Raw genomic sequence first — 21837 nt, 5'->3', positions numbered from 1 at the left:
CTCAGCTCACCCGACCGATGAACGGGTCCACATCGCCGCGGCCCCACAAACCGTCATCGTCGCAAATGCGACAGCCCGTCCGCGGGCGATAGCCGGGGCGACGATCTTCGCAGAGGTGGAATTTGCGCACCCGGTTTGCTGCGCTTCCTTCCACGGCCCGGAATCCAGTCATGCGTTGGATGAGCTCATTGACCGCCATGCAGGCGACTTCCGTTGTGAAGGTCACAACCGCAGGCGCCGAATTGCCCTCTCCGAGAACGTAAGCCTCTCGCTTCAGCTTTTCGTATTCGTCAGGATGCTCGCGCTTCAGCGCCTCAGCCCGCGCGATCTCAGGGTCCACCAGCCCAGCACAAACCAGACACGGGTTTTCCGGCCCCAAAACCGTTACCCGCCCATCCATGGACTCGATCTCGGGCGGATCGCTGTCAGAAACATCGATCGCAAGGCCCATATCCATCACGGGAACAAGATAGTAGTAGGCGAACCGGCTCAGAAACATCCGCCCCTCGTGGTCGTCGGTACAGCCGAAGATGGCATCGCACGCGCGGAGAGCGTCGCGGTTGGTCTTGTCGCCGACCCAGCCTTCAAATGGCACCGCTCTTACGCCTAGCCCCATCTGTGCGATATGGTCGGCAACCACCCTCACCTTGGGCTTCATCGCATCCGCGTCACACTGTGAAGCACCATGCAGGCGGTTCAGATTGCTGGTCTCGACGATGTCGTTGTCAAACAACGCGATCTGCCCGACGCCGAGCCTCGCGAGTAACATGGCGAGGGCACTGCCCGTGCCGCCGCATCCGACAACCCCGATCCGCATGCGCTTCAGATCGCCATTGAGCGCGTTTCCGAATGCCAGGGCCTGCCGAGTCAAAATCTTGGAGCTTTGCACCGCCTCGCTGCCGGAAAACCAGAAGTGCAGGTCGTTCCCCCACACCTTGATCATCCGCAGCTTTTCCCATCCTCGTTTCGAAGGTTCCAGCCACACGCGCCCAAAGAGTTCGTTCTCATCCGCAAGGACCAAGCTGATGAGCTTCGTACCAGGACCATTCCGGTTGACGGCGAGCTGAGCAAGGTCCTGTTCGTTTTCATCGTCCTGCTGCGAAAACGCCGGGAATCCTTTGGGGTGAGAGTGGACGATGGCCACGGTATGGTTGTTCGCTTCGGCATCGCGCAGGGCTTTCACGTAGGAGTCCGTCAGCCAGCTCACATGGATGCTGTCTGCGCTCACGATATCTTCGAACGGAATTTCTCGGACGTTGGCCGACAAAAATTTCTCGTGGGATTCGCGGTCCCACGGGTCCCGCTGAATATCAGCGGAGCTAAAAAACACGTACGCCGCGCGCTCCTTGCCATCGTCCCGAAGCAGCAGGGCTTTGAGCCGCTCAAGATGTCGCTGCTGAAGCGTGGCGCTGTACTGGGTCATGCCGCCACCAGCAGAGCGTGCTCGACCCGCTTGAGCATGGTCCAGATACCGTCGATGCCAGGACGCCAATCGTCGCAGTGGCGCGACCAGCGCTGCCAATTCCCGCCGTTGAAACTCACCGCTTGATCCGCTGCTTTCGGATATCTGTTGCCATTGGTTAGTTTCACCCAAGGAATCAGGTGGAACATGTCTGGCTTGACGTCGGGATATCCGTTGGGAATGAGGATCAGGACATCGACCCGATCAGCATCGTACATCCCATCCGGCAGGAGCCAGCTACGGATGATGACGCCCTTCTTCTTCCCGTCCACGCATTCCTCGAAGACGATTTGCTTGGCTTTGAGGTAGTCCAAGTCCTCCGGCGGTAGAAAGCTCATCTAGCCCTCCGTGGAAATTTTCTTGCCCGTGAAGAATTTCTCGACACCGGGCGCGGTCAGGTCGACCGACTGGTTATCTGCGATCGGCAGGTCCTCCGGTCCCGGGACATCCTGCCAGACGTTGTATTTGGCCACGTCCACGCCGGCGAGGTTTTTGATCTGGAGGCCCGTGATCGTGTCCTTGTCCCAGTCGTACTTCTTGCGGTCGATGAAAATGTGGTCGGGCCTGTTCGGTTTGTCTGCCATTTTGATTTCCTTTCGTTAGCCTTTAGGCGGGTGAGGGTCGTTGCCGTGGCTGTCGCTGCTGGCGATGCGACCATCCCGGTTGTGAATGCGCAGTTCGGTCGACTGATTGCGGCTGATTTCCCGCCCCCGGCCGATGGCCTCCTGCTTCGTATCGTGATGGCTGCTCGCCCGGCTGCCGCCGCCGCGTTTCACATCCCAACCGCCGCTCGGGTTGGGCACCACGTGATGTGTCTTTGGTCCTTTGCTCATAACGCGTCCTTTTCGATGCCGATCCGCTGTTCCGCAAATCCGCTAATTAGCGTACTTTACTTCGCGGGATTTCGCAACGAGATTTTAAAGACCAAAAATCAGTGGGTTATATGCTAAAGAGCGAGGGGCCAGCGTCGACGGCGCCGAGTACGTTCAGCTTCAGCAGCCGGATTCGCGCCGCGTCCGCCGAGACCTGGAAATGCTGTTGTACCTTCTGAATAAGCGCCTGACCGTGCACACCTCCGGTGCCAATAGCACCGAAAAGGCCGTTGGTTTCCTGATATGCCGTCACGATCTGGCGGACATGGGAGAGGGGCATCAGCAGTGCACCGCAGCAATAGCCTGCCTGCCACTCCATCCAATCGGTTTGCGAAGCGTCCAGAATTCCATCGCGCTTGCAAATCTGCTTGTCGGCGTTCGGTCGCTGCCGAAGCAAGTCCGGACCTGGCGGCTCCATCTCCCACAGATAGGCATGAAACCGGACGTGACCATATTCGTGGGTCAGCGTTGTCCGAAGCCGGTTCTCACGGCGCTCATCGTTTGAAAGAGCCTCGGCGATCTTCACGTTTGGCTTTTTGCCGACACGAAATTCGGTGACGCCTTCAACGTCGTGGCCATATATCGAGAGGTCAGCGTAGGGGTCGAAATCCTCGATGTCCCTTTCGATCAGCAAGGTCAGGTCATCAGTGGAAACCGGGAATTCGACCTTCCCATACTTGTCTCGCAGGAACTGGCTAATGATCGTCTCGCATTCGCGATCCAGTTCCTCGGGCTTGTAGTGAGGTCTCTGCGAGAAGCGTCCTGTCGTGTCTCGAACGTACCTCACCATAATGCCTACCTCTTCTTAGGAGGTGCGCGAAACGCCAACATAGCTGTCGTGAACTGTGTCTCCGACAGCTTATTCTGGCGAACGTCAGCAGGAAATCTCCCTGCGAGATAATAGAGCCAATCGGTCTTGATGTTGAGAACGTCGGCGAATTGCTGAACCATCCTGTCGGATGAAGGACTCCGGCGGTCATGTTCGATGTCGTTCAGATATTGAGGAGAAATCGGTTCGTCATCCTCGCGAAGAATTTTAGATGCAAGTTCCTTCTGGCTCATCCCGAGAGCCTTGCGCGCCTGGCTGATGGCGCGGCCAAATGTTTGATCTGCTTCTGTCATGGTATCCTTGAAAATACGCTCATTCGCTAATTAGCGTACTCGCGAGCCCGATGCAGGTCAAGATTTTTGGTAGATTGCTGGCATTGCCTTCGGCCCGCGCTCTGGCGCGCGATGCACTCCGAGCCGATGTTCCATCTTTTCGGCCTTAACCCCAATGGCCTGCCTGAACGAATGGCAGCTTTCGTAATGACGTGATTGACTCGCTAACGACTGCAAAGTCGGCGGCTATCGACATAAAGGAAGGCCGCGCCAATGCCCGTTTTGGTGTTTCCTGCCTGATGCGGGGCTTTCAGCCCTTCGCGGCAGCTTCGAGTTCAGCAATCCTCTCGCTGCACACGGCGTGCACGACGCGGCCGAGTTCCTCGACCTGCTCCCCGAGCCACGCGAGTTCCTCGGCACTGATGCGGTAATGCTTCGAGTAGCGCGCCTTGACGTAGGCCTCTTTCAGCTTCTCGAACATCGCGCGCTGCTTGCGGTTATCCTCGGGCCAGACGTAGATCAGTCGACGGTCGATGAGGTTGGCCTGCGAGCGCAGAAAGCCGAGATTGTGAACGTGCGGGGTATAGAACGTGCAAACCAGAAGCACGCAGTGGTAGAGCATTTCGGTTGACTGATGAAGATTGAACGCCGCTTCTTTCAGGCGCCCCTCCTTTTGAACGTAGCGAGCAGTATCCAACCTTCCTGCACCTGAAGGAAACCACTCATCGAAGTACTCCTTGGCCATGGCGAGCGCCTGACCCGGCGTCTTCGGCTTCGGCGTATGGAGCACGCTGTCGTCGCTCTGGTAGAGCGCGATGCCATCCTTCGCGACGTCCATGAAGAAGTAGCGGCCATGGGCAAGGCCGTCGTTCACCTCCTGCAGCGTGTGCACGATGAAGTTGACCGGCGTCTTGATCGACTTGGTGATGCCGTACTCACGGTGGAAGCGCTCCTCGGCCTTCGCCCAGTACGTCACATAGTCGGTGAGGCGCTTGTCGTTGACGATGACGAGCAGGTCGAAGTCTGACTTGTAGCCCTTGGCGGTGTGCGGTTCGTCGACCCAGCCGCCGCGTGCGTAGCTGCCGTAGAGAATGACCTTGGTGATGCGGCCTTTCTTCTTCCATTGGTGCTGGGCGAGCACGAGGACGTCATTGAACTCCTCGAACAGAATCTCGACGACACGCTCGAGCTCGCGCTGCTTTGCGGGCGGAAGATGATCGAGGCTCGTGCGCATATGAGACCTTCCTAGCAACTCAGACATGACTTTGCACTGCAAGAACAGGCTGTTGCCACCGGCATGACAATGGCAACCCCCTGATCAGAGGGATGCGCCGCCTTCGCGCGCGCTGCGCGCGCGGCTCCCCAAGCAGGTTTCGGCCTCGGAGACGAGTGCCCCCTGCCCATCATGACGGCCCAGTGCATGGGCGTCCCTCCCCATCGCCGTGCCCGCCGCGCGGCGGCGACGCTCGCCACGGCGAGCAGGCCCTACCCCCAATCACGCGGCTGCCGCCCTCCCTATCGATGCGCCTGCAGTTCGGCGGCGACGCCCGGCACGACGCGGGCGATGCCCCTCGCGAATGCCCAGCGCATCGGCGTCCCTCCCCATCGCCGCGCCTGCCGCGCGGCGGCGCCGCCCGCGAAGAGCGCCCCATACCCGCATCCCCGCGCAGCGCGGTTCCAGAGGCACACCGGTCCCGTCCCAGCGTGCCCCCGGCACCCTCCTCCCGCACATCGGCGCCAGCGCCCTTCCCATCCACCGGTTCCCCCCAGCACGCTGCGCCACTCCAACCGCGCCCGGCGCCGCTCCAACCCCGCCCCGGCGCGGATGACGCGCGCGTCCCGTCCACCGCCGCTCCCCTTTCAAAAGCCGCGGCCCCGGCCGGAAGGGCGGGGGCGGGCGGCAGGAACGGGATCCGGCGGGCCGCATGCGGCGGCGTGCACCCGAAGGGCTGCAACGAAGAGGAAGACCCGCGCCAGCGGGTTGCAGGCCGGCGCGGCCCGCCCAAGAACCCGTGACGCCCGGCCCCGACCGCGAGGCCCATACAAAAAAGCATCGCCCCGCCCGAAGGCGGGGCGAGATGGGCTTCGGCGCACGTCGCGCAGCCGGCCGCGATCGCTGATCACGCCCGGTCGGTTCAATGCCGCCGATCAGACCAGAATGAACCCCGCGCCGCCGCGTGCGGCGGGGCGGCGACTGCGACCTCAGGCCTTCTTCTTACCCCGGCCTGATCCGGTGCGCTTGGTGCCAAGACCGATCTTCTTCGCCAGTTCCTGACGCTGCAGCGCGTAGTTCGGAGCGACCATGGGATAGTCGGCCGGAAGCCCCCACTTCGCGCGGTACTGGTCCGGCGTCAGGTTGAAGTGGACCATCAGGTGGCGCTTCAGCATCTTGAGCTTCTTGCCGTCTTCGAGACAAACGATGAAGTCGGGCTTCACCGACGCGCGGATCGAGACGGCCGGTTCCTGCTGAACTTTCTCGGGCGCGACAACGCCGCCGAGCGTCGCGAGCGATGCGTAGACGTTCGCGATGAGGGTCGGCAGATCGGAGACCGCAACCGCATTGTTCGCGACATGCGATGAGACGATCTCGGCGGTGAGCGTCAGAAGATCCTGATGCGCGGTGTTCTGCTCTGTCATGAAAATCGGCTTCCTGTTCATGATGCCGTGCAGTCCTGCGCGGCGCTGCCCCCCGGCTACACCACTTCATGTCTACTCTCAATCCGGGCCTGCGCCGCTTCCCACATTCGCTGCGGCACGTTGTTCTTGCCATCCGCTGCCGTTCTCGCCATCTTTAGGGCGTGCTCCGTAATATCGCTGGCAAGCGGACACAGGATTTTCCTGCCAGGCATCATACACACCCGTCGCCCGCGACGGGTGGCCCACACGGAACCAGCATGGCCCGCCATGCCTGACGTCGGCGCATTCCTGCAGAGCCGTTTCCCCTCGGTCATTTCCCGGGGGGTTCGAACCTATGCCGGCATGCGGGCCGTTTCCCGATGTCGTTGCTCCGACCCACGGACGCGATCACTGCCGACCTCCAGGGTCGGGAGCGATACAGCGCCCGGACAGATGACGCCGAGCGCGGCGCGCGCGGACGCGACCGCGTGCTCGCCGACGCGCTGCGCGCCCAGCAGCCGTGGCTCATCGGCTATTTCCGGCGGAATGTCCGCGTCCCCGAAGACGCGCACGATCTTGCGCAGGAGACTCTCCTCCGCTTCCTGCGCGCAGCGTCGCGCACCGCGATCGACACGCCGCAGGCCTATCTGCGGACGATCGCCGCGAACGTCGCGCGCAACTGGGCGGCGCGGAGCAGCACGCGCATTGAACGCCATTCGGTGCCGCTCGAAGATGCCGCCCGCATCGCCGGCGACACCACAGCGAACGACCTCGCCGCGCGAAGCGATCTTGCGGCGTGCGCCGCGCTTCTGGGCGCTCTCGACCCGGAAACGCGCGAGATCTTCCTCTTGAACCGTATCGACGGCATGACGTTCAAGGCCATCGCGAAACGGCTGGGCCTGCGCGAATGGACCGTGCGCCGCCGCATCCTCGCCGTCCTCGACCAGCTCGAAGCCGCGGTGGACATCGACTGATGCCGCAGCCCCCGAAACGGCCGCTCTCGAAGCTCGAGCGCGAGGCGCGGCAATGGACGCTGCGCATGCTCGACGATCCTGCAAGACATGGCCCGGCGTTCGAAGCCTGGATTGCCGGGGATGCCCGGCGGCGCGCCGCCTACGCACGGATGGAAACCAGGCTCGGCCGGCTGACGACCGCCGCACGCACGCTCGACATGCCGCGCCTCGCCCCTGCGGCCCCGCGCCGCCGGATGGCGGCGGCGGCGATGCTGAGCGCCGGGCTTGTCGCCGTCGCCGTTGCCGCCTGGCAGATCGCCGCGCATTTTCGCGCGCCCCAAGTCACCGACCTCGCGCGCGAAAACGGCATCCGCGTCGCCGCGCTCGCCGACCGCTCGGTGGTGACGCTCGACAAGGGGGCGCGGCTTCGCGTCGCCTACACGGAAAAGACGCGCCACGTGACGCTCATCGGCGGCCGCGCGCGCTTTTCGGTCAGCGCGGATGCCGCGCGGCCGTTCGTGGTGCTTGCGGGCGGGGGCAGCGTCACCGCGCGCGGGACGCTGTTCGACGTGGTGAGCACGGCGCCGTGCACGCTCGACGTCGTGCTCATCGAAGGGACGGTCGACGTCGTGCAGCCCTGCCCCTCGCGCGCGGCCCACCGCGCAGCGGTCAGGCTCACGGCGGGAACGCGCATCACGTATGCGCCGGGCACGCCGCCGGATGCGCCGCCGCACATGACGCGCGGCGCGGACACGGGCTGGGCGGGCGGACGCCGCACCTTCCGCGGCATGCCGCTCGCTGCCGTCATCGCCGAGACCAATCGCTACGCACTGCGCCCGATCGTGCTCGCTGACGCCGAGATCGGACGCGCGCCCGTCGTCGCCGAATTCGACGTGCGCGAGACCGAGCGCGCCGCGCGGCAGCTGGCGCGCGCGCTCGGTCTCGCGGTCGACGTCAGCGATCCCGACGAGATCGTCCTCCGCCGCGAATAATTTTTTCGCACCTTCTGCAATTTCGGGTGCGGGCGCCTGTCTAGCCTCCCGAGCCGCACGAAATTCGCGGCGCAGGGAGGCAAAACACATGACCATCACCCGAATGCATCTTCTGGCCGGCGTCGCGGCCATCCAGCTCGTGATCGCGGCGCCCGCCGCCGCCGCGCCCGCGGAGCGTTACGACCTGCCGCGGCAAAGCCTCGAGGCGTCGCTGCTCGCAGTCGCCCGCAAGCACGGCCTCGAATTCTCGGCGCCTGCCGCCGCGCTCACGGGGCGCGAGGCACCGCCGCTTCACGGCACATATACGGCGCGCGAGGCGCTGGGCGTCCTTCTCGGCGGCACCGGGCTCAGCGCCGAGGTCACCGACACGGGCATCGTCGTTGCGGGGCGAGACACGCCGCCGGACCCGCAGGTGACGGCTTCGGCGGACGACGAGACGATCACCGTGACGGGCACGCGCATTCGCGGCACGGAGACCGCGTCGCTGACGATCGCGCAGACGCAGCAGCAGATGCGCGACGCGGGGTTCAACACGCTCGGCGACGTCGTGCGCAGCATTCCCCAGAATTTTCCGGGCTCGCTCAATCCGGGCGCGGGGCTCAACGTGCCCGAGCGCAGCGGCACGAGCCTCGGCGGCGGCTCGTCTATCAACCTGCGCGGTCTCGGCGGCGACGCGACGCTGACGCTGCTGAATGGCCACCGGCTCGCCTACAACGGCGCCTTCCAGGCGATCGACGTATCGGCGATCCCGCTTGCCGCGCTCGACCGTATCGAAATCGTGGCCGACGGCGCCTCGGCGCTTTACGGATCGGACGCCGTCGCGGGGGTCGCCAACATCCTCCTGAAGCGCGATTTTAAAGGGCTGAACACGGCGGCGCGGTTCGGCGCCTCAACAGGCGGCGGCAACGTGCAGCAGCAGTACAGCCTTGTCGGCGGCGACGTATGGAACACGGGCGGCGTCATGCTCGCCTTCGATTACGCGCGCGACACGGCGATCCTCGCGCGCCAGCGCGGCTACGCGGCAACGCGCGCGCCGGGTCTGACGCTTTACCCCGGGCAGACGCGCCGCAACGTCGTGCTGACCGCGCACCAAACGCTCGCAGACGGCGTCGTGCTGGCGGTCGACGGCCTCTACAACAACCGCCGGTCGCAGAACGGCTATGCGTTCGACACCGCCGGAGATCCCGCGACAAGCGGCGGCATCGTCACCGCGCGGAACCGCTCGTTCGCGCTCGCGCCCTCGCTGTCGGTCGACCTTCCCGGCCGGTGGCGAACCGAGCTGAGCGGCGTCTATGCACGCGACCGGACGCGGTACGGGATCGAGGAGGCGTTCGGCGGCCTCAGCTTCGCGACGCAGGGCTGCTATTGCAATGATGCGTGGTCCGCCGAACTCAGCGCCGACGGTCCGGTCTTCACGCTTCCGGGCGGCGAGGTGAAAGCCGCAATCGGCGGCGGCTACCGGGAAAACGGCTTCCATGCCTTCCGGACCGTGGGCTCGGCGCAGGACATCGACGTCCGCCAGGGCACGTGGTTCGCGTTCGGCGAACTCAATCTGCCGCTCGTCGGGCGCGCGCAGGCGATCCCGCTCGTCGACAGTCTGACGCTCAGCGCCGCGCTCCGGCACGAGCGCTATCCGGGGATCGACAGCGTCACGACACCCAAGCTCGGCGCCGTTTACGCGCCGACGCCGGACGTCGCGATCAAGGCGTCGTGGGGAAAATCGTTCCGCGCGCCGACGCTCTACCAGCAGTACAGCGTGCAGAGCACGCAGCTCGCCTATGCGGCGAGCTACGGCGGCGCATCCTATCCGGCGGACGCGACCGCGCTCCTCGTCTCGGGCGGCAACCCCGCGCTTGCACCCGAGCGCGCGACAACGTGGAGCGCCGCTTTTGTCATAGAACCGCGCGCCCTGCCCGATGCACGGCTCGAGATCAGCTATTTCAACGTGAGATATCACGGCCGGATCGTCGCACCGATCGGGTTCACCGGACGGGCGCTTTCCGATCCGGCGTTCGCGGCGTTCGTCGCGTTCAGCCCGTCCGATGCCGAAAAGGCCGCGGTGACCTCCGATCCGAGCACGTTCTTCAATTACACAGGCGCGGCCTATGACCCCGCCTCGGTCGTCGCGATCATCCGGAACACGAATTTCAACGCGGCGCGGCAGACCGCCGAGGGCGTCGACGTGCTTGCAGCGTACAGCTTCGCACTCGCCGGCGGCACGCTCGATCTCACCGCGAACGGGAGTTATATCGATACGCACCAGCGGCTGAGCGACCTTCAACCTGATCGCACGCTCGCCGGCACGATCTTCAACCCGCCGCATGTCCGGGGCCGTCTCGGCCTCAGCTGGCGGCAGGACGGGTTCGCATTCACCGCGAACCTCAATCATGCAAGCGCGCTCAAGGACCGAAGATCGGACGACGTCGACCGGCTCGCGCCGACGACGACGCTCGACCTCGCCGCGCGTCAGGCGATCGAAAGCGGCCCGTTCGCGGGCGTGACGATCACGCTCGGCGCGCTCAACATCCTCAATGAAAAGCCCGACGTGCTCGGCACCACGCAGGTCTACGAGGCCCCGTACGATTCGATCAACGGATCGCCCGTGGGCCGGTTCGTCAGCCTAGCAATCAGCAAGCAATGGTGATCGGCATGGACGCGCGAAAAAAGGCCCTGCGCCGCATGGCGCGGCTGTCCACGGCTGTGGTGCTGGGCGCGGCGGCGGCGTCGACCGCGGCGGCACAGGCGCCGTCGCTCGCCGACATCGTCGAGGTTCGCACGATCGACAGCCTGCACCTGTCGGCTGACGGCGCGCGCATCGCCTACCGCGTGCTGACACCCTCGCTCGGCGCGAACCGCGTCACCGAACAATGGTTCGCGGTCGATGTGGACGGCAAGACCCCGCCGCGCGCGCTCGGGCGGGCGGCGGACCCGGTCTGGATGCCGCTCTATGACATCGTCGAGGACGGCATCGCGGCATGGAGCGATAGTCCCGACGCCATCTACGCGCGCCGGATGCGCGGCGACGAGATCCAGGTCTACCGCCTCGCTACGGATGGCCGCGAGGCGGCGGTGACGGACGACGATGCCGATGTCGTCGACTTCACGCTCGCGCCCGGATCGCGCGATCTCAGGTACCGCACGCGCGCGCCGCGAAGCGAAATCGAACGCGCACAGCGTGACGAGGAACGCCGCGGCATCCGTGCGGACCGGACGCTCCTCGTCGAGGGCCTCCGGCTGACGCGCAACTTTCGGATCGGCAATCGCGAGACCACACTCCGCTGGCTCGACGGCAACTTCGGCGTGGAGGCCTTCGCCGGTCCGCTCGTCGAGAAAGCGAAGACACTGCCGGCGACGCTCCCCGGCGCCGAGCCCGCACCGCGCGCGGCGCCGCCCGGTTACATCAACCCGTACAGTGATGGCCCCAAGGCGACACCCCTTCCCGTCCCCGGCACCGGGCTCACGGTGGGCCTCACCGAAATCGCGCCGGCGCCCAAACCCTACGGACAGCCGCTGTACCAGATCGTCGCGCTCGGCGCGGACGGCACGCGCATTCGCTGCGAGGCGCATTTCTGCCGCGGACCGGCGCCGTCGATGCGCGCGGTGACGACGAACGCCCGCGGCGAGGTCGTCGTCATCCACGAAGCCGACTTCTCCGCGCGTTCGAAGCTCTATGCGTGGAACCCGCGAACCGGGCGGACGCGGCGCATCCTCGACGTGGAGGGCTCGCTCGACGGCGGCTCGGGCTACAGCGTTTCGACGTGCTCGAGAAGCTGGACGCAGCTCATCTGCGTCCACGAGGCGCCGACCCTTCCGCCGGAGCTCATCGCCGTCGATGTCGAGACGGGCGCGATGACGCGTCTCGCGCGGCCCAATGCGGCGATTGCGGCGCGCACGTTCCCGAAGACGGAATTCCTGCGCTGGACGGACGACGCGGGGCGCACGACGACCGGGGTTCTCGTTCTGCCGGCGCGGCCGCCGAAGAATCTGCCGCTCGTGCTGACGACCTATCGCTGCCGCGGCTTTCTGCGCGGCGGCACGGCGAACGTCGCGCCTGAATTCCTGCTCGCGGAAGCGGGATTCGCTGTGCTCTGCGTCAACAACAACAACGGATCTCGCTCGGTGCCGGCGGACACGCCGCTCTCCGAACACAAGGCCGCGATCGCGGGTTATGCAGCGATCGTCCGGCAACTCGCCGCACGAGGAATCATTGATGCCGCGCGCGTCGGTATTGCCGGGCACAGCTACAGCAGCGTCGTCGCGGCGCATGCGCTCAGCCACGATGATCTGTTCGCGGCGGCCGTGATCGGCACGGGCGTGACGACCGACCGCACGTCGGCGCTGCTTGCCGCGCCCAACGTCGATTCGTGGCGCCGCTCGGTCCCGGTCCTGCTCGGACTTCCGCAACCGCTCGACGATACAAAGGAACTCTGGAAGACGGTTTCCCCCGCCGCCAACGCCGCGCGCATCCGGGCGCCGCTTCTCATCCAGTCGCCCGAGAACGAGTATCTTTATGCGATCGAGCTCTACAATGCGCTTCAGAGCGCCGGCGGCATCGTCGACATGTATGTCTTCCCGAACGAAGGGCACATGGTCGGCCGCGAGCCCGTTCACCAGTATCACCGCGCAAGGCGTTCGATCGACTGGTTCAAATTCTGGCTCGCCGAAAGAGACGGTCCCAGAACCCTGGACACATGGCTGGAAAGCCAGAAACCGGCATCGGTCACGCCGGCTTCATGAGCCCGCGCGCAGCGCCTCGCGGTGCCGCACCCACGCCTCGACGTCGGCGATGCACAGCAGCCGGTAGTGCGCGAGGCCTGCGGCGGGGTCATCGCGCGCGAGGCAGGTCTCGACGGCCGTGAGGTCGAGCAGGCGCTCACGGGCGAGAACACCGTCCAGGAGCATGTCCCGCAAGGCGGCGCGGTTCTTCTCGAACAGCTGCAGCGCAAAGCCGAACGGCGTTCCTTTTTCCGTCCGCGTGAGGATCGCGGCCGGCAGGCAGTCGGCAAAGGCTGCGCGGGCGAGCGCACGGTCGTGCCCGCCCATGCACCACATCCAGGTCGGGATGCGCAGGCATGCCTCGACGAGAGGCTGCGACAAGAGCGGCGCGGCCATGGGCGCAAAGGCCTCACGGCCATAGCCCTCAAGGTGGTTCTCGATCCCCATGATGCAATGAACGTGGCGCACCTTGCCCGGCAGAATACCCGCCGGCGCTCCGAGCCAAGGATGATCATGTACCGAGATCTCCCGCCCGGCGGCGTCGGCGATAAATGTGCCATCGGTTGGCCACGGCACCTGCCGCCGCGACAGTCCCGAACGCAGCGCCTTCAGCAGAACATGCGGAACGCTTGCGCCGCACATGTCGGCAAGGTCGAGCGCATTTCGAAATGTCGCACGAGACCCAAAACCACCAAGACACGTATCGGCGACGCTCGCGGCCGACGTCAGGTTCCAGAAGATATTGTCGCCCCCGGCACCGCTGAAAAAGGCGTCGATGCCCCGCGCCTTCGCAAGCGCGATGAGCGCGTCGTCCGACGACTGCGCGAAGCTCCGCGCGTGCGGTCTCGGCAAATGTCCTGAGCGGCTGACATGCACATCGACGCGCGCCACATCCTCGAACGCCTCGATCAAGGGAAGACGGAGCCTACCTGCGAGAATACGCGCATAGGCACGCTCGTCGCCGGCACGGTCTGACGCCGCCATCGTCACCAGCGTCGTTTGTACGCGCGCGCGCGCCGCGACGGCGGCCACGATCGACGAATCGAGGCCGCCCGATACGCCGAGGAGAATGTGCGTATATTGTCGGCAATGCGCGCCGACGACCTCGTCGATCGTACGGCGAAGCATGATCCGCGCCTCACGCGCGTCCCTGAGCAGCGCGCGCCTGCTTGCAAACGGCCACGGCGACCAAGCCGTCCTTAGATGGATGTCTCCGTGCAGGATCGTGAGGCTGCAGCCGCCCACAAGCTCCCAGACCCTATCAAGGCAAGTCGCTTCGGCGCGCAGCTCGGGAGCGATCAGGAAGCGGCCGACCGCGTCCCAGTCGAGCGCCGGCACGGGAAGTCCGATCGATTTGAGAACTCGGATATCGGAGACGAGGATGACCGCCGACTTCCAGCGAACATAATAGCAGGGCAATCGGCCGAACGGCGCACGAAGGACATGAGCGCCCTGCGTGTCGCCGATGACGGCGATATAGTCGCCCCACGCATCAAGGCATTCGCCGAAAATTCCGTCGCCGCGCGCGGTTTCCGCGCCTCCGATCCGCCCGCCCCCGGCAAACGCATGAACCGGTCCGAGGATTGTCACGCCGCGCTTGCGGGCGATCGAAACGTCGCTGCCCGCAAACACACATGCGTTCGGGTAATCCGCCACGCACGGTAGCCCGGGATGCTGAAGACCGAGCCCCGCGAAGTGCTCAGCCCAGGACGTTCCTGACGGCTTGTTGTCCGCCACAATAAGGTACGGCTTGCGCATCAGATCACCAGGATAGGCGTGAAGGTCCGGATCCTGGCGGGATCCTCGTTGACGACCAGCCTATCCAGCTGAACCCAGGCGTGCGCAACGAACGGCCAGGCGGACACGGCAATCACGATCGTTGCCGGAAGCCTCTGCCGTCGCAGCGCCGCACCGAGCGCAAAGGACCACAGCAGGCAGCGATCATGGCGTCCGAAAACCCGTGACGCACGGGCGTAAGCCGAAGCGATCCTTGCCGCCGGTTCGATCAGGGCCGGGGTAAATTCCCGAGCTTCGCGTCCGAGCGCATGCAAATACGCGGTCGAACCCGACAGGCCGTTCAATCGCAGGTACAGCATCATCCGCGCGAGGCCGACAAGCGCGGAAATGACCGAGCCGGCCCGCGCGTGATTGCAGGGCAATCTCGAACCGGCAAGGAGCGGCGGCGCGCACAGAACAGGTACATGGCAAGTGTCCGAATGCTCCAGTATTCCAAGCCCGAGCAACTCCGCGATCGCCTCTGAGAAATTCGGCGTTTCATCCTTCAACAGATTAATAAAGGATGATTCGAGCTCTTTCCCGAGACAGAAATAGCGGTCTTCGTGCAAGTTCAGGAAGATCGGGCGACCGTCTGATATGCAGGCTGAAATGCCTTTGCCGAGCGCGTATCCCATAGAGCACTGGCGGCAGTGCGGCGTGCGCATTATCACACGCCGCACCTCCGTTCACGCGTTCGAAAGGCCGGTCACGCGCTGACCGCCGAACGAGTCCGGCCCGCCGATCGGCGGTCCCTTCGTTTCAGCGCGCGCAGCACCGAGATCGACGATGCCCGTGCGCTTTTCAGTCGTGGTTTTCATGCTTCCCTCCATGATCTCCGCCAACAGCAGCGGTATCCGGAAGATTAGATGAAAGCTCCAAGGCGTTCGAGTTTAGATGGTTTCATATTCGGAACTCGACGAAGCAATCCTTCTTCTCCCAGGTGCTTCGCGGACTGAATTCGCTGGCGCGAACGCGCGAAAATTGCCCCGCACACGCGATCGTTCGGGTTGTCCCGGTAGTCCATAGGAGGGACCCGCAGACGCCGCCGCGCGTCGCCGCGAGCGCTGGCGGCGGCGGCCGTGGGAGGTGCCTGTGGGCCCACCGGGGCAACCTGGGGATCGGGGACTCAGAGGAGTCAAGCAGGCTTCGCGGCGCAGCGATGGGCGACCCGTCGCCCAGCCTTGGTCGTCCTGGAGGCGCCGACGAACAGACGACATGGGCACGACATCTCTGTTGTCATTGCATGATCAGCTGTGAGACCTGCCGCCCGATCAGATCGGACAGCGCGCCGGCTTTGCGGATGCGCTTCCCATGGTGGGCGTGCTCGTCCGCGACCTTGTCATACACGAGCGGAACCGCTCGTCCTTGTCGAGACCGGGCTCCAGGAAGAAGCTCCCTGCGTGGTCAGCGCTTTGGTTCCAGAGCGACGGAAGCCGGGAAGGATTTAAGACCGCTATGTGTTGTCCTGGCGACACGGCCTTTTTCCCGTTCAGCCGGGGTAGATTGCCGACCGAGGATGCCTCCAAAATTCCGAGGAATATTCCTGTGATGTCTATCGCTTGAAACAGCCTGAATAGCTGGCATCGAGCCCGGGTATGTGCGCCGGTAACGTATGGCGCTGGTCGCCGGTTACGTTGGCATGGAACATCACGACAACAGCGACCCGCTGTTGCGGAAAATACTTCATCGCGGCTGAATAGCCGGGGAATGTGCCGAGATGACCAACTGCTTGCCGCTGATCGTGCTTGGCTACGGGCCGGATCCCACGCAAACATGCCCAGACCGTACGGCCCAATCCGGCGAGCATCGTCGGACTGCGGTCCGAACGAGGCCAGGGCCCGCGTTACATAGCTTCCGTTATAAGTACGATTCTCGTCGAGTAGCTTGCCCAGCGCACGACATCGCCCGCTGTGGACGTGTACCCACGCCCCGCCCCCCGAAGCGATTGATGCTGCCTGCAAGGTCGCCACTGAACACGACCTATCCAGTCTTATACGATCAAGCTTGCAGTAGCCTTCGCACTACCCACAACACCTGGAATGCCCGCGCCAGGGTGGGTCCCTGCGCCAACAAAGTAAAGGTTGGAAAAATGATCGTCGCGGTTGTGACCGCGCAGCCATGCGCTCTGGGTCAACACGGGCTCGAGGCTGAAAGCGCTACCGAGGTGTGCGCCGAGATCGTCATGGAAATCCTGAGGAGTATAGTGAAAGCAGGTCTCCAGCCGCTCGTAGAGATCGGGGATCAGCAGGTCGCAGATCCGGCCCAGAACAACATCGCAATAGCGCTGACCTTCGACCGCCCAATCGACGGGTGCGCGGCCCATGTGGGGTACAGGCGCCAGCGCATAGAATGTGGACTTTCCAGCAGGGGCCATATCCGGATCGGTCGCGCTGGGATGGTGCAGGTAAATCGACGGATCTTCCGCCAGCTTTCCGTGCTTGTAGATGTCCTTGAGCAGCGAGCCATAGCGATCGGAAAACAGGATCGAGTGATGAGCGATCCCGGGAAACGAGCCGTCGAGACCGAAGTGGACCACGAACAGGCTGGGCGAAAAACGCTTACGCCTGAGCGAGCGGACCTTGGCAGCCGCGTAATGCGAGCCCTCGATCAAGCCGTAGCTGTGGACCAGATCGCCATTGCTTGCGACCATTTCGGACTTCAGCACCTTTCCCGATGCCGTCTCCACTCCCGTCACTTGCTTGCCCCTATGCGTGATGCGGGCAACCTTTTCGCCAAGCAACAAAGCGCCGCCCAGCCGCTCGAACAGCGCGACCATCCCGCTGACGAGGGCATTGGTCCCGCCCTTGGCGAACCACACGCCACCCTGCTTTTCCAACTGGTGAATCAGGGCATAGATGCTGCTGGTTTGCATCGGATTGCCGCCGACCAGCAGCGTGTGAAAGGACAGGGCCTGGCGCAGCTTTTCGTTTTGCACAAAGCTGGAGACGACCGAATAGACCGAACGCCAGGCGCCGTGCCGTACCAGCGCCGGCGCGGCTTTCAGCATGGACGTGAAGTCAAGAAACGGCACCGTGCCGAGCTTGAGATAGCCTTCTTCGTACACACTCATGGAATAGTCCAGAAAGCGAGCGTATCCAGCGACGTCCGCCGGGCTCAGCCGGGCTATCTGGCGATCGAGTTCGGCATCGACATTGGAATAATCAAACCGGGTCCCGTCGTTCCAGATCAGGCGATAGAACGGAGATACGGGAAGCAGGGTGACATCATCGGCAAGGCAGCAGCCCGACAGCGCCCATAGCTCCTCCAGGCAGGCAGGATCGGTAATCACCGTCGGACCGGCGTCGAATATATAACCGCCACGTTTCCATGCGTAGGCGCGCCCGCCGGGGCGGTCGCGCGCCTCGACAATGGTTGTTGCAATGCCGGCGCTCTGCAGCCGGATCGCAAGGGCGAGGCCGCCGAAACCAGAACCAATAACGATCGCTGAGGGAGGAGAAGCCATGCGAGGTGCCTAAGCCCGGCTTGGCCTCAAGCAACCTGTCCCAAGGGGAGGATACCGCAATACTGTGCTGTGTTGCAGAGTCCTTCGGGAAAGCAACGCTATGGTGCCCAGCTTGACCCCGACCCCGGACGTGTGCCCCCCTAAAGTGTCCCCGCGTCAGGTCTTGTTGGCGAACCCTCGCGGCTTTTGCGCCGGGGTACAGCGGGCGATCGAGGCCGTCGAGCGGGCGCTGGAGCATCACGGGGCGCCGGTCTACGTGAGGCGTGCGATCGTGCACAACCGCACTGTTGTGGAACGCCTGGAACGTCTCGGCGCAGTGTTTGTGCAGGAGATTGACGAGATTCCGAGCGGCGCCGTCGCGATTCTCTCCGCCCATGGCAGCGCCCGCTCGGTCATGCGTGCAGCGCAAGCTCGCGCGCTGCGGATTATCGACGCCGTCTGCCCCCTGGTAACCAAGGTTCACGCCGAGATTGAGGGATGGTACCGGGCCGGTCGCCACGTCCTGCTGATAGGACATATCGGGCATCCCGAAGTTGTCGGGACGCTCGGGCAGCTACCTGCAGGCGCGGTTTCCGTGGTTTGCAGGCCCGGGGATCTCGAGGGACTGGATCTCGCGCCGAACATGGCGCTGGCCTACGCGGTGCAGACCACCTTTTCCCAGCGCGATGCCGCAGAGATGATTGCCGCGATCAAGACACGGTTTCGCGATGTCGCCGGGCCGCGCTCCAGCGACATCTGTTATGCGACCAGCAATCGGCAGGATGCGATTTCGGCGATTGCCGCGCAATGCGACCTGGTGCTGGTGGCCGGCGACACGATGTCTTCGAACGCCCGGCGTCTTGTGGAAGTGGCGAGTGCTGCCGGTTGTCCGGATGCGCGCCTGATCGGCGGCGGAGCGGATCTTCCGCGAGGCGCCGTGCTGGGAGCGAAACGCATCGGCCTGACTGCGGCCGCATCTACCCCCGACAGCGTGGTTGCAGAGATTTGCGAAGCGCTGCGCGAACTGGATTGCACCATTACCGAATCCCCTGGCGCCATCGAACGCGTCCGCTTCCGCCCGGTCTCACTGGAGCCGCTCACCCTTGAAAGCCCGGAAGGGTCGTTGAAAGACCGGCTGTCACGGCTACGCAAGGATATCGATACCACGCTTGAAGCTGCGATCGGCCATACCCGCGGGCGTGATCGGCGCTTGGCCGAAGCGATGCGCTATGCCACAATCGGCGGAGGCAAGCGGTTTCGTGCACTGCTGGTAACGGCGGTCAGCGATCTGGTTGGCGGCTCCTATGACCAGGCGCTGCGCGTCGGCGCGGCAATCGAATGCGTTCACGCACAATCGCTGGTGCATGACGATCTGCCCTGCATGGACGACGATGATCGGCGTCGCGGCCGCCCGACCCTGCATCGCAAATTTGATGAAGCTACCGCCGTTCTCGCCGGGGACGCCCTGCTTGCACTTGCGTTCGAAATCCTGGCCGAGGAAGCCACCCATCCTGATCCGGCGGTACGCGCGCAACTGGTCCTCTCAATGGCCCGTTCGATTGGCCAGGACGGGCTGGCCGGCGGGCAAATGATGGACCTTTATCCCTTGGCGCGGCCCCGTCCCGAAGACATCTTCGATTGCGAAAGCCGAAAGACCGGTGCGCTGATCCGCTACGCGGTGGAGGCAGGATCGTTACTCGGCCAATGCAGCGCCGAGGACCGCAACCGCCTGATCGCCTTTGCCGACAATCTCGGACTGGTATTCCAGATTCGCGACGACATGCTCGACAGCATCGGCGACGCCGCGGTCGTCGGTAAGGCCGTCGGCAAGGACGCGAGAGCCGGTCGCAAAAGTGCGACTACGCTTCTGGGACTCGAGGGGGCCGCAGCGCAGGCTAGTCTACTGGAAAGCGCCTGTCATCAGGCACTGGACGGGTTCGGTCCAAAAGCCAGCCCGCTGCGCGAGCTGGCGCGCTTTGCCGTCAATCGGATGCATTGATGGAGGGGTACTGACAGGCCTCACCCTCTCATCATCTGCGCGCATTTACATCCCGGCTTCGATCGCAATCCGTATTGCTTCGGCTACGGTGCGCACGCCAAGCCCGCGGAGCATGGCGGCACGGTGCAGCTTGATCGTTCGTTCGGTCAGGTCGAGTTCGTAGGCAATCTGCTTGTTGAGGCGCCCCTTGGCCAGCGCCTCGAGAATCTGACGCTGCCGCCGGCTAAGGCTATTGACGAGTGCAGGGTACGCGACATGAACGCACTCGTCGAAAACCTTCAGCAGGCGATGCGGGAGGAAAGCGTACCGTTCCCGGCCCAAAACCGCTTCCTTGGAAAACTGGCTCCCATGTCGCCGGAAGTCATAACCAAATAGCCGCGACACCTCTGTTCATCGTTTACTGCAAATCTCATTCATCGCCATTATCTTGGACGAGATAAGATTAGGTCACCGAGATGAAATTATCATGTAACATATGCGAAAAGCAGGTATTAGGTGCGTCCGTCTTGGTCATAGCTCGATACAATGAGGCGTGAATCTGCTGTTACGTTTCATGCCCCGCTGTATCCGCTTTGATTTTCTCTTTTCTACCCTAATACCTGCCCAACAGTGGTGATCCGGTAGGCTTAGCGGTACGATCGTGCCGTGCTTGAGTACTTAAAAGCGGCTTTTCGGACTGTGGCGTGTGGGCGCATCGACGCATCTGCGATATCCCTGCCATGCCATGCCATGCCTGACCATACCCGGCGCATCATCCATATTGATATGGACGCCTTCTTCGCGTCGGTGGAACAGCGTGACGACCCCGAGCTCCGTGGCCGCCCGGTAGCCGTCGGTTATGCAGGCGCACGCGGGGTCGTCGCCGCCGCGAGCTATGAAGCACGAAGGTTCGGCGTCCGATCCGCCATGCCTTCGTCAACAGCGTTGCGAAACTGCCCCGAGCTTCTGTTTGTAAAGCCCCGGTTCGATGTCTACAGGGCTGTGTCGCAGCAGATTCGGACGATTTTCTCCGACTACACACCTCTGATCGAGCCGCTATCACTGGATGAAGCCTACCTTGACGTGACGGCAAATCTGCGTGGGCTTCCATCTGCGACAGCCACGGCAACCGAGATTCGAGGGCGTATCCTTACCGAAACAGGTCTCACCGCGTCGGGAGGCATCTCTTACAACAAGTTCCTTGCCAAGCTGGCATCAGACCAGAACAAACCCAACGGCCAGTTCGTTATCACGCCGGCACAGGGGGCCCGGTACGTAGAGGGCCTGTCTGTCGGTCGCTTCCATGGAATCGGCCCCAAGACCGCAGCAAAGATGAATGCCATGGGAATAGCAACGGGAGCCGATCTCAAAGCGCAACCATTGGATGTCTTGCAAGCCCACTTTGGCAAGGCGGGGGCTTGGTATTACGCTATCGCGCGCGGCGAGGACGACCGGCCAGTCAACCCGAACCGGAAACGTAAATCGTCGGGATCGGAAACCACGTTTGACACAGACCTGACCGACCCTGCCGCGATCGAGGCAGGGGTGCTGTCGCAAGCGGATGAGGTCTGGGCCTGGTGCGAGAAAACCGGCATGTATGGCCGCACCGTGACGGTGAAGGCGAAGTATGCTGACTTTCAGATCATCACGCGCAGCCGCACGCTGATTTCCCCGGCGAGCGATCAGGCAATCCTGCGCGCGGTCAGTCTGGACCTCATCCGTTTGGTGCTCCCACCTGCGAAGGGTATTCGCCTGTTGGGCGTTACCGTGTCGGGCTTTGATCTCGCGCGTCCCGCAAAGGGCGACGCTGAGCAACTGGCGTTGAAGTTTTGAGCGGCTTTTGTCAGCCGTTCGACTGAGATGGAGAAGCCTTCGGACGGAGAAATCGTGAAAAACCCGGGATTGAGCCATGCCTCCAATTCCGTTCAA

General features: G+C 63.8%; 19 protein-coding genes and 1 pseudogene. 6 read left to right on the top strand and 14 right to left on the bottom strand.

Going from position 1 to position 21837, the window contains the following annotated elements; all coding sequences use genetic code 11:
* Position 1 precedes the first annotated feature (1 nt).
* The 9 genes from H2052_RS11945 to H2052_RS11905 all read right to left on the bottom strand — a co-directional run bounded on the left by H2052_RS11945 (position 2) and on the right by H2052_RS11905 (position 6072).
* Positions 2 to 1423 carry a ThiF family adenylyltransferase gene (locus H2052_RS11945; RefSeq protein ID WP_293781916.1) on the bottom strand — a complete coding sequence of 474 codons (1422 nt, stop codon included), beginning with the start codon at positions 1421 to 1423 and terminating at the stop codon, positions 2 to 4.
* On the bottom strand, positions 1420 to 1800 hold the full coding sequence (locus H2052_RS11940; RefSeq protein ID WP_293781914.1) for an E2/UBC family protein: 381 nt from the start codon (positions 1798 to 1800) through the stop codon (positions 1420 to 1422). Before H2052_RS11940 ends, H2052_RS11945 begins: the two co-directional genes overlap by 4 nt.
* Positions 1801 to 2046, bottom strand: coding sequence for a multiubiquitin domain-containing protein (locus H2052_RS11935; protein WP_293781912.1), 246 nt, complete (start codon positions 2044 to 2046; stop codon positions 1801 to 1803). It lies immediately after the preceding gene.
* Between the two features lie 15 nt (positions 2047 to 2061).
* On the bottom strand, positions 2062 to 2295 hold the full coding sequence (locus tag H2052_RS11930; RefSeq protein ID WP_293781910.1) for a DUF2188 domain-containing protein: 234 nt from the start codon (positions 2293 to 2295) through the stop codon (positions 2062 to 2064).
* Positions 2296 to 2401: 106 nt separating this feature from the next.
* Positions 2402 to 3124: an ImmA/IrrE family metallo-endopeptidase gene (locus H2052_RS11925; protein WP_293781908.1), complete on the bottom strand. Its 723-nt coding sequence runs from the start codon at positions 3122 to 3124 to the stop codon at positions 2402 to 2404.
* 5 nt (positions 3125 to 3129) lie between these two features.
* A complete protein-coding gene (locus H2052_RS11920) occupies positions 3130 to 3456 on the bottom strand; it encodes a helix-turn-helix transcriptional regulator (RefSeq protein ID WP_293781906.1) in 327 nt (108 codons plus the stop codon).
* Positions 3457 to 3745: 289 nt separating this feature from the next.
* On the bottom strand, positions 3746 to 4669 hold the full coding sequence (locus H2052_RS11915; protein ID WP_293781904.1) for a nucleotidyltransferase and HEPN domain-containing protein: 924 nt from the start codon (positions 4667 to 4669) through the stop codon (positions 3746 to 3748).
* Between the two features lie 281 nt (positions 4670 to 4950).
* A complete protein-coding gene (locus H2052_RS11910; protein ID WP_293781902.1) occupies positions 4951 to 5124 on the bottom strand; it encodes a hypothetical protein in 174 nt (57 codons plus the stop codon).
* 513 nt (positions 5125 to 5637) lie between these two features.
* Complete coding sequence (locus H2052_RS11905; protein WP_293781900.1) at positions 5638 to 6072, bottom strand: MucR family transcriptional regulator; 435 nt, start codon at positions 6070 to 6072, stop codon at positions 5638 to 5640.
* Between the two features lie 359 nt (positions 6073 to 6431).
* On the opposite strand from H2052_RS11905, the gene H2052_RS11900 reads away from it, so the two are divergent.
* From H2052_RS11900 to H2052_RS11885, 4 genes are all read left to right on the top strand, one after another.
* On the top strand, positions 6432 to 7025 hold the full coding sequence (locus H2052_RS11900; RefSeq protein ID WP_293781898.1) for an RNA polymerase sigma factor: 594 nt from the start codon (positions 6432 to 6434) through the stop codon (positions 7023 to 7025).
* The gene (locus H2052_RS11895) at positions 7025 to 7996 is read left to right on the top strand and encodes a FecR domain-containing protein (protein ID WP_293781896.1); all 972 of its coding nucleotides are present in this window, start codon (positions 7025 to 7027) and stop codon (positions 7994 to 7996) included. Before H2052_RS11900 ends, H2052_RS11895 begins: the two co-directional genes overlap by 1 nt.
* An 88-nt stretch (positions 7997 to 8084) precedes the next feature.
* Positions 8085 to 10640 carry a TonB-dependent receptor gene (locus tag H2052_RS11890; protein ID WP_293781894.1) on the top strand — a complete coding sequence of 852 codons (2556 nt, stop codon included), beginning with the start codon at positions 8085 to 8087 and terminating at the stop codon, positions 10638 to 10640.
* Positions 10641 to 10645: 5 nt separating this feature from the next.
* On the top strand, positions 10646 to 12733 hold the full coding sequence (locus tag H2052_RS11885; protein ID WP_293781892.1) for an Atxe2 family lasso peptide isopeptidase: 2088 nt from the start codon (positions 10646 to 10648) through the stop codon (positions 12731 to 12733).
* Here the strand turns inward: H2052_RS11885 and H2052_RS11880 are convergent.
* From H2052_RS11880 to H2052_RS11865, 4 genes are all read right to left on the bottom strand, one after another.
* Positions 12728 to 14470, bottom strand: a complete 1743-nt coding sequence (locus H2052_RS11880; RefSeq protein ID WP_293781890.1) for an asparagine synthase C-terminal domain-containing protein — start codon at positions 14468 to 14470, stop codon at positions 12728 to 12730. The two genes, H2052_RS11885 and H2052_RS11880, sit on opposite strands and share 6 nt — an antisense overlap.
* Positions 14470 to 15153 carry a lasso peptide biosynthesis B2 protein gene (locus H2052_RS11875; protein ID WP_293781888.1) on the bottom strand — a complete coding sequence of 228 codons (684 nt, stop codon included), beginning with the start codon at positions 15151 to 15153 and terminating at the stop codon, positions 14470 to 14472. Before H2052_RS11875 ends, H2052_RS11880 begins: the two co-directional genes overlap by 1 nt.
* Positions 15154 to 15174: 21 nt before the next feature.
* Positions 15175 to 15306 (bottom strand): benenodin family lasso peptide, encoded by a 132-nt coding sequence (locus tag H2052_RS11870; protein WP_293781886.1) that lies wholly within the window; start codon positions 15304 to 15306, stop codon positions 15175 to 15177.
* Between the two features lie 1172 nt (positions 15307 to 16478).
* A complete protein-coding gene (locus H2052_RS11865; protein ID WP_293781884.1) occupies positions 16479 to 17951 on the bottom strand; it encodes a phytoene desaturase in 1473 nt (490 codons plus the stop codon).
* A 100-nt stretch (positions 17952 to 18051) separates the two neighbouring features.
* On the opposite strand from H2052_RS11865, the gene ispH reads away from it, so the two are divergent.
* A complete protein-coding gene (ispH, locus tag H2052_RS11860) occupies positions 18052 to 19929 on the top strand; it encodes a 4-hydroxy-3-methylbut-2-enyl diphosphate reductase (protein WP_293781882.1) in 1878 nt (625 codons plus the stop codon).
* A gap of 45 nt (positions 19930 to 19974) precedes the next feature.
* On the opposite strand, the pseudogene H2052_RS11855 reads toward ispH, so the two are convergent.
* A pseudogene (locus H2052_RS11855) lies at positions 19975 to 20166 on the bottom strand (LuxR C-terminal-related transcriptional regulator); the annotation flags it as partial.
* Between the two features lie 492 nt (positions 20167 to 20658).
* Here H2052_RS11855 and dinB point away from each other — a divergent pair.
* Complete coding sequence (gene dinB, locus H2052_RS11850; protein ID WP_293781880.1) at positions 20659 to 21741, top strand: DNA polymerase IV; 1083 nt, start codon at positions 20659 to 20661, stop codon at positions 21739 to 21741.
* Positions 21742 to 21837 lie beyond the last annotated feature (96 nt).

Source organism: Sphingosinicella sp. (assembly GCF_013911755.1).
Lineage (GTDB): Bacteria > Pseudomonadota > Alphaproteobacteria > Sphingomonadales > Sphingomonadaceae > Sphingosinicella.
Note: the sequence above shows the minus strand (reverse complement) of the source record. Positions and strands in the feature narration are given on the sequence as shown.

Coding starts and splice junctions, on each gene's coding strand:
- H2052_RS11945 (WP_293781916.1), bottom strand. CDS start 1,423: ATGACCCAGTACAGCGCCACGCTTCAGCAGCGACATCTTGAGCGGCTC.
- H2052_RS11940 (WP_293781914.1), bottom strand. CDS start 1,800: ATGAGCTTTCTACCGCCGGAGGACTTGGACTACCTCAAAGCCAAGCAA.
- H2052_RS11935 (WP_293781912.1), bottom strand. CDS start 2,046: ATGGCAGACAAACCGAACAGGCCCGACCACATTTTCATCGACCGCAAG.
- H2052_RS11930 (WP_293781910.1), bottom strand. CDS start 2,295: ATGAGCAAAGGACCAAAGACACATCACGTGGTGCCCAACCCGAGCGGC.
- H2052_RS11925 (WP_293781908.1), bottom strand. CDS start 3,124: ATGGTGAGGTACGTTCGAGACACGACAGGACGCTTCTCGCAGAGACCT.
- H2052_RS11920 (WP_293781906.1), bottom strand. CDS start 3,456: ATGACAGAAGCAGATCAAACATTTGGCCGCGCCATCAGCCAGGCGCGC.
- H2052_RS11915 (WP_293781904.1), bottom strand. CDS start 4,669: ATGCGCACGAGCCTCGATCATCTTCCGCCCGCAAAGCAGCGCGAGCTC.
- H2052_RS11905 (WP_293781900.1), bottom strand. CDS start 6,072: ATGACAGAGCAGAACACCGCGCATCAGGATCTTCTGACGCTCACCGCC.
- H2052_RS11900 (WP_293781898.1), top strand. CDS start 6,432: ATGTCGTTGCTCCGACCCACGGACGCGATCACTGCCGACCTCCAGGGT.
- H2052_RS11895 (WP_293781896.1), top strand. CDS start 7,025: ATGCCGCAGCCCCCGAAACGGCCGCTCTCGAAGCTCGAGCGCGAGGCG.
- H2052_RS11890 (WP_293781894.1), top strand. CDS start 8,085: ATGACCATCACCCGAATGCATCTTCTGGCCGGCGTCGCGGCCATCCAG.
- H2052_RS11885 (WP_293781892.1), top strand. CDS start 10,646: ATGGACGCGCGAAAAAAGGCCCTGCGCCGCATGGCGCGGCTGTCCACG.
- H2052_RS11880 (WP_293781890.1), bottom strand. CDS start 14,470: ATGCGCAAGCCGTACCTTATTGTGGCGGACAACAAGCCGTCAGGAACG.
- H2052_RS11875 (WP_293781888.1), bottom strand. CDS start 15,153: ATGCGCACGCCGCACTGCCGCCAGTGCTCTATGGGATACGCGCTCGGC.
- H2052_RS11870 (WP_293781886.1), bottom strand. CDS start 15,306: ATGAAAACCACGACTGAAAAGCGCACGGGCATCGTCGATCTCGGTGCT.
- H2052_RS11865 (WP_293781884.1), bottom strand. CDS start 17,951: ATGGCTTCTCCTCCCTCAGCGATCGTTATTGGTTCTGGTTTCGGCGGC.
- ispH (WP_293781882.1), top strand. CDS start 18,052: ATGGTGCCCAGCTTGACCCCGACCCCGGACGTGTGCCCCCCTAAAGTG.
- dinB (WP_293781880.1), top strand. CDS start 20,659: ATGCCTGACCATACCCGGCGCATCATCCATATTGATATGGACGCCTTC.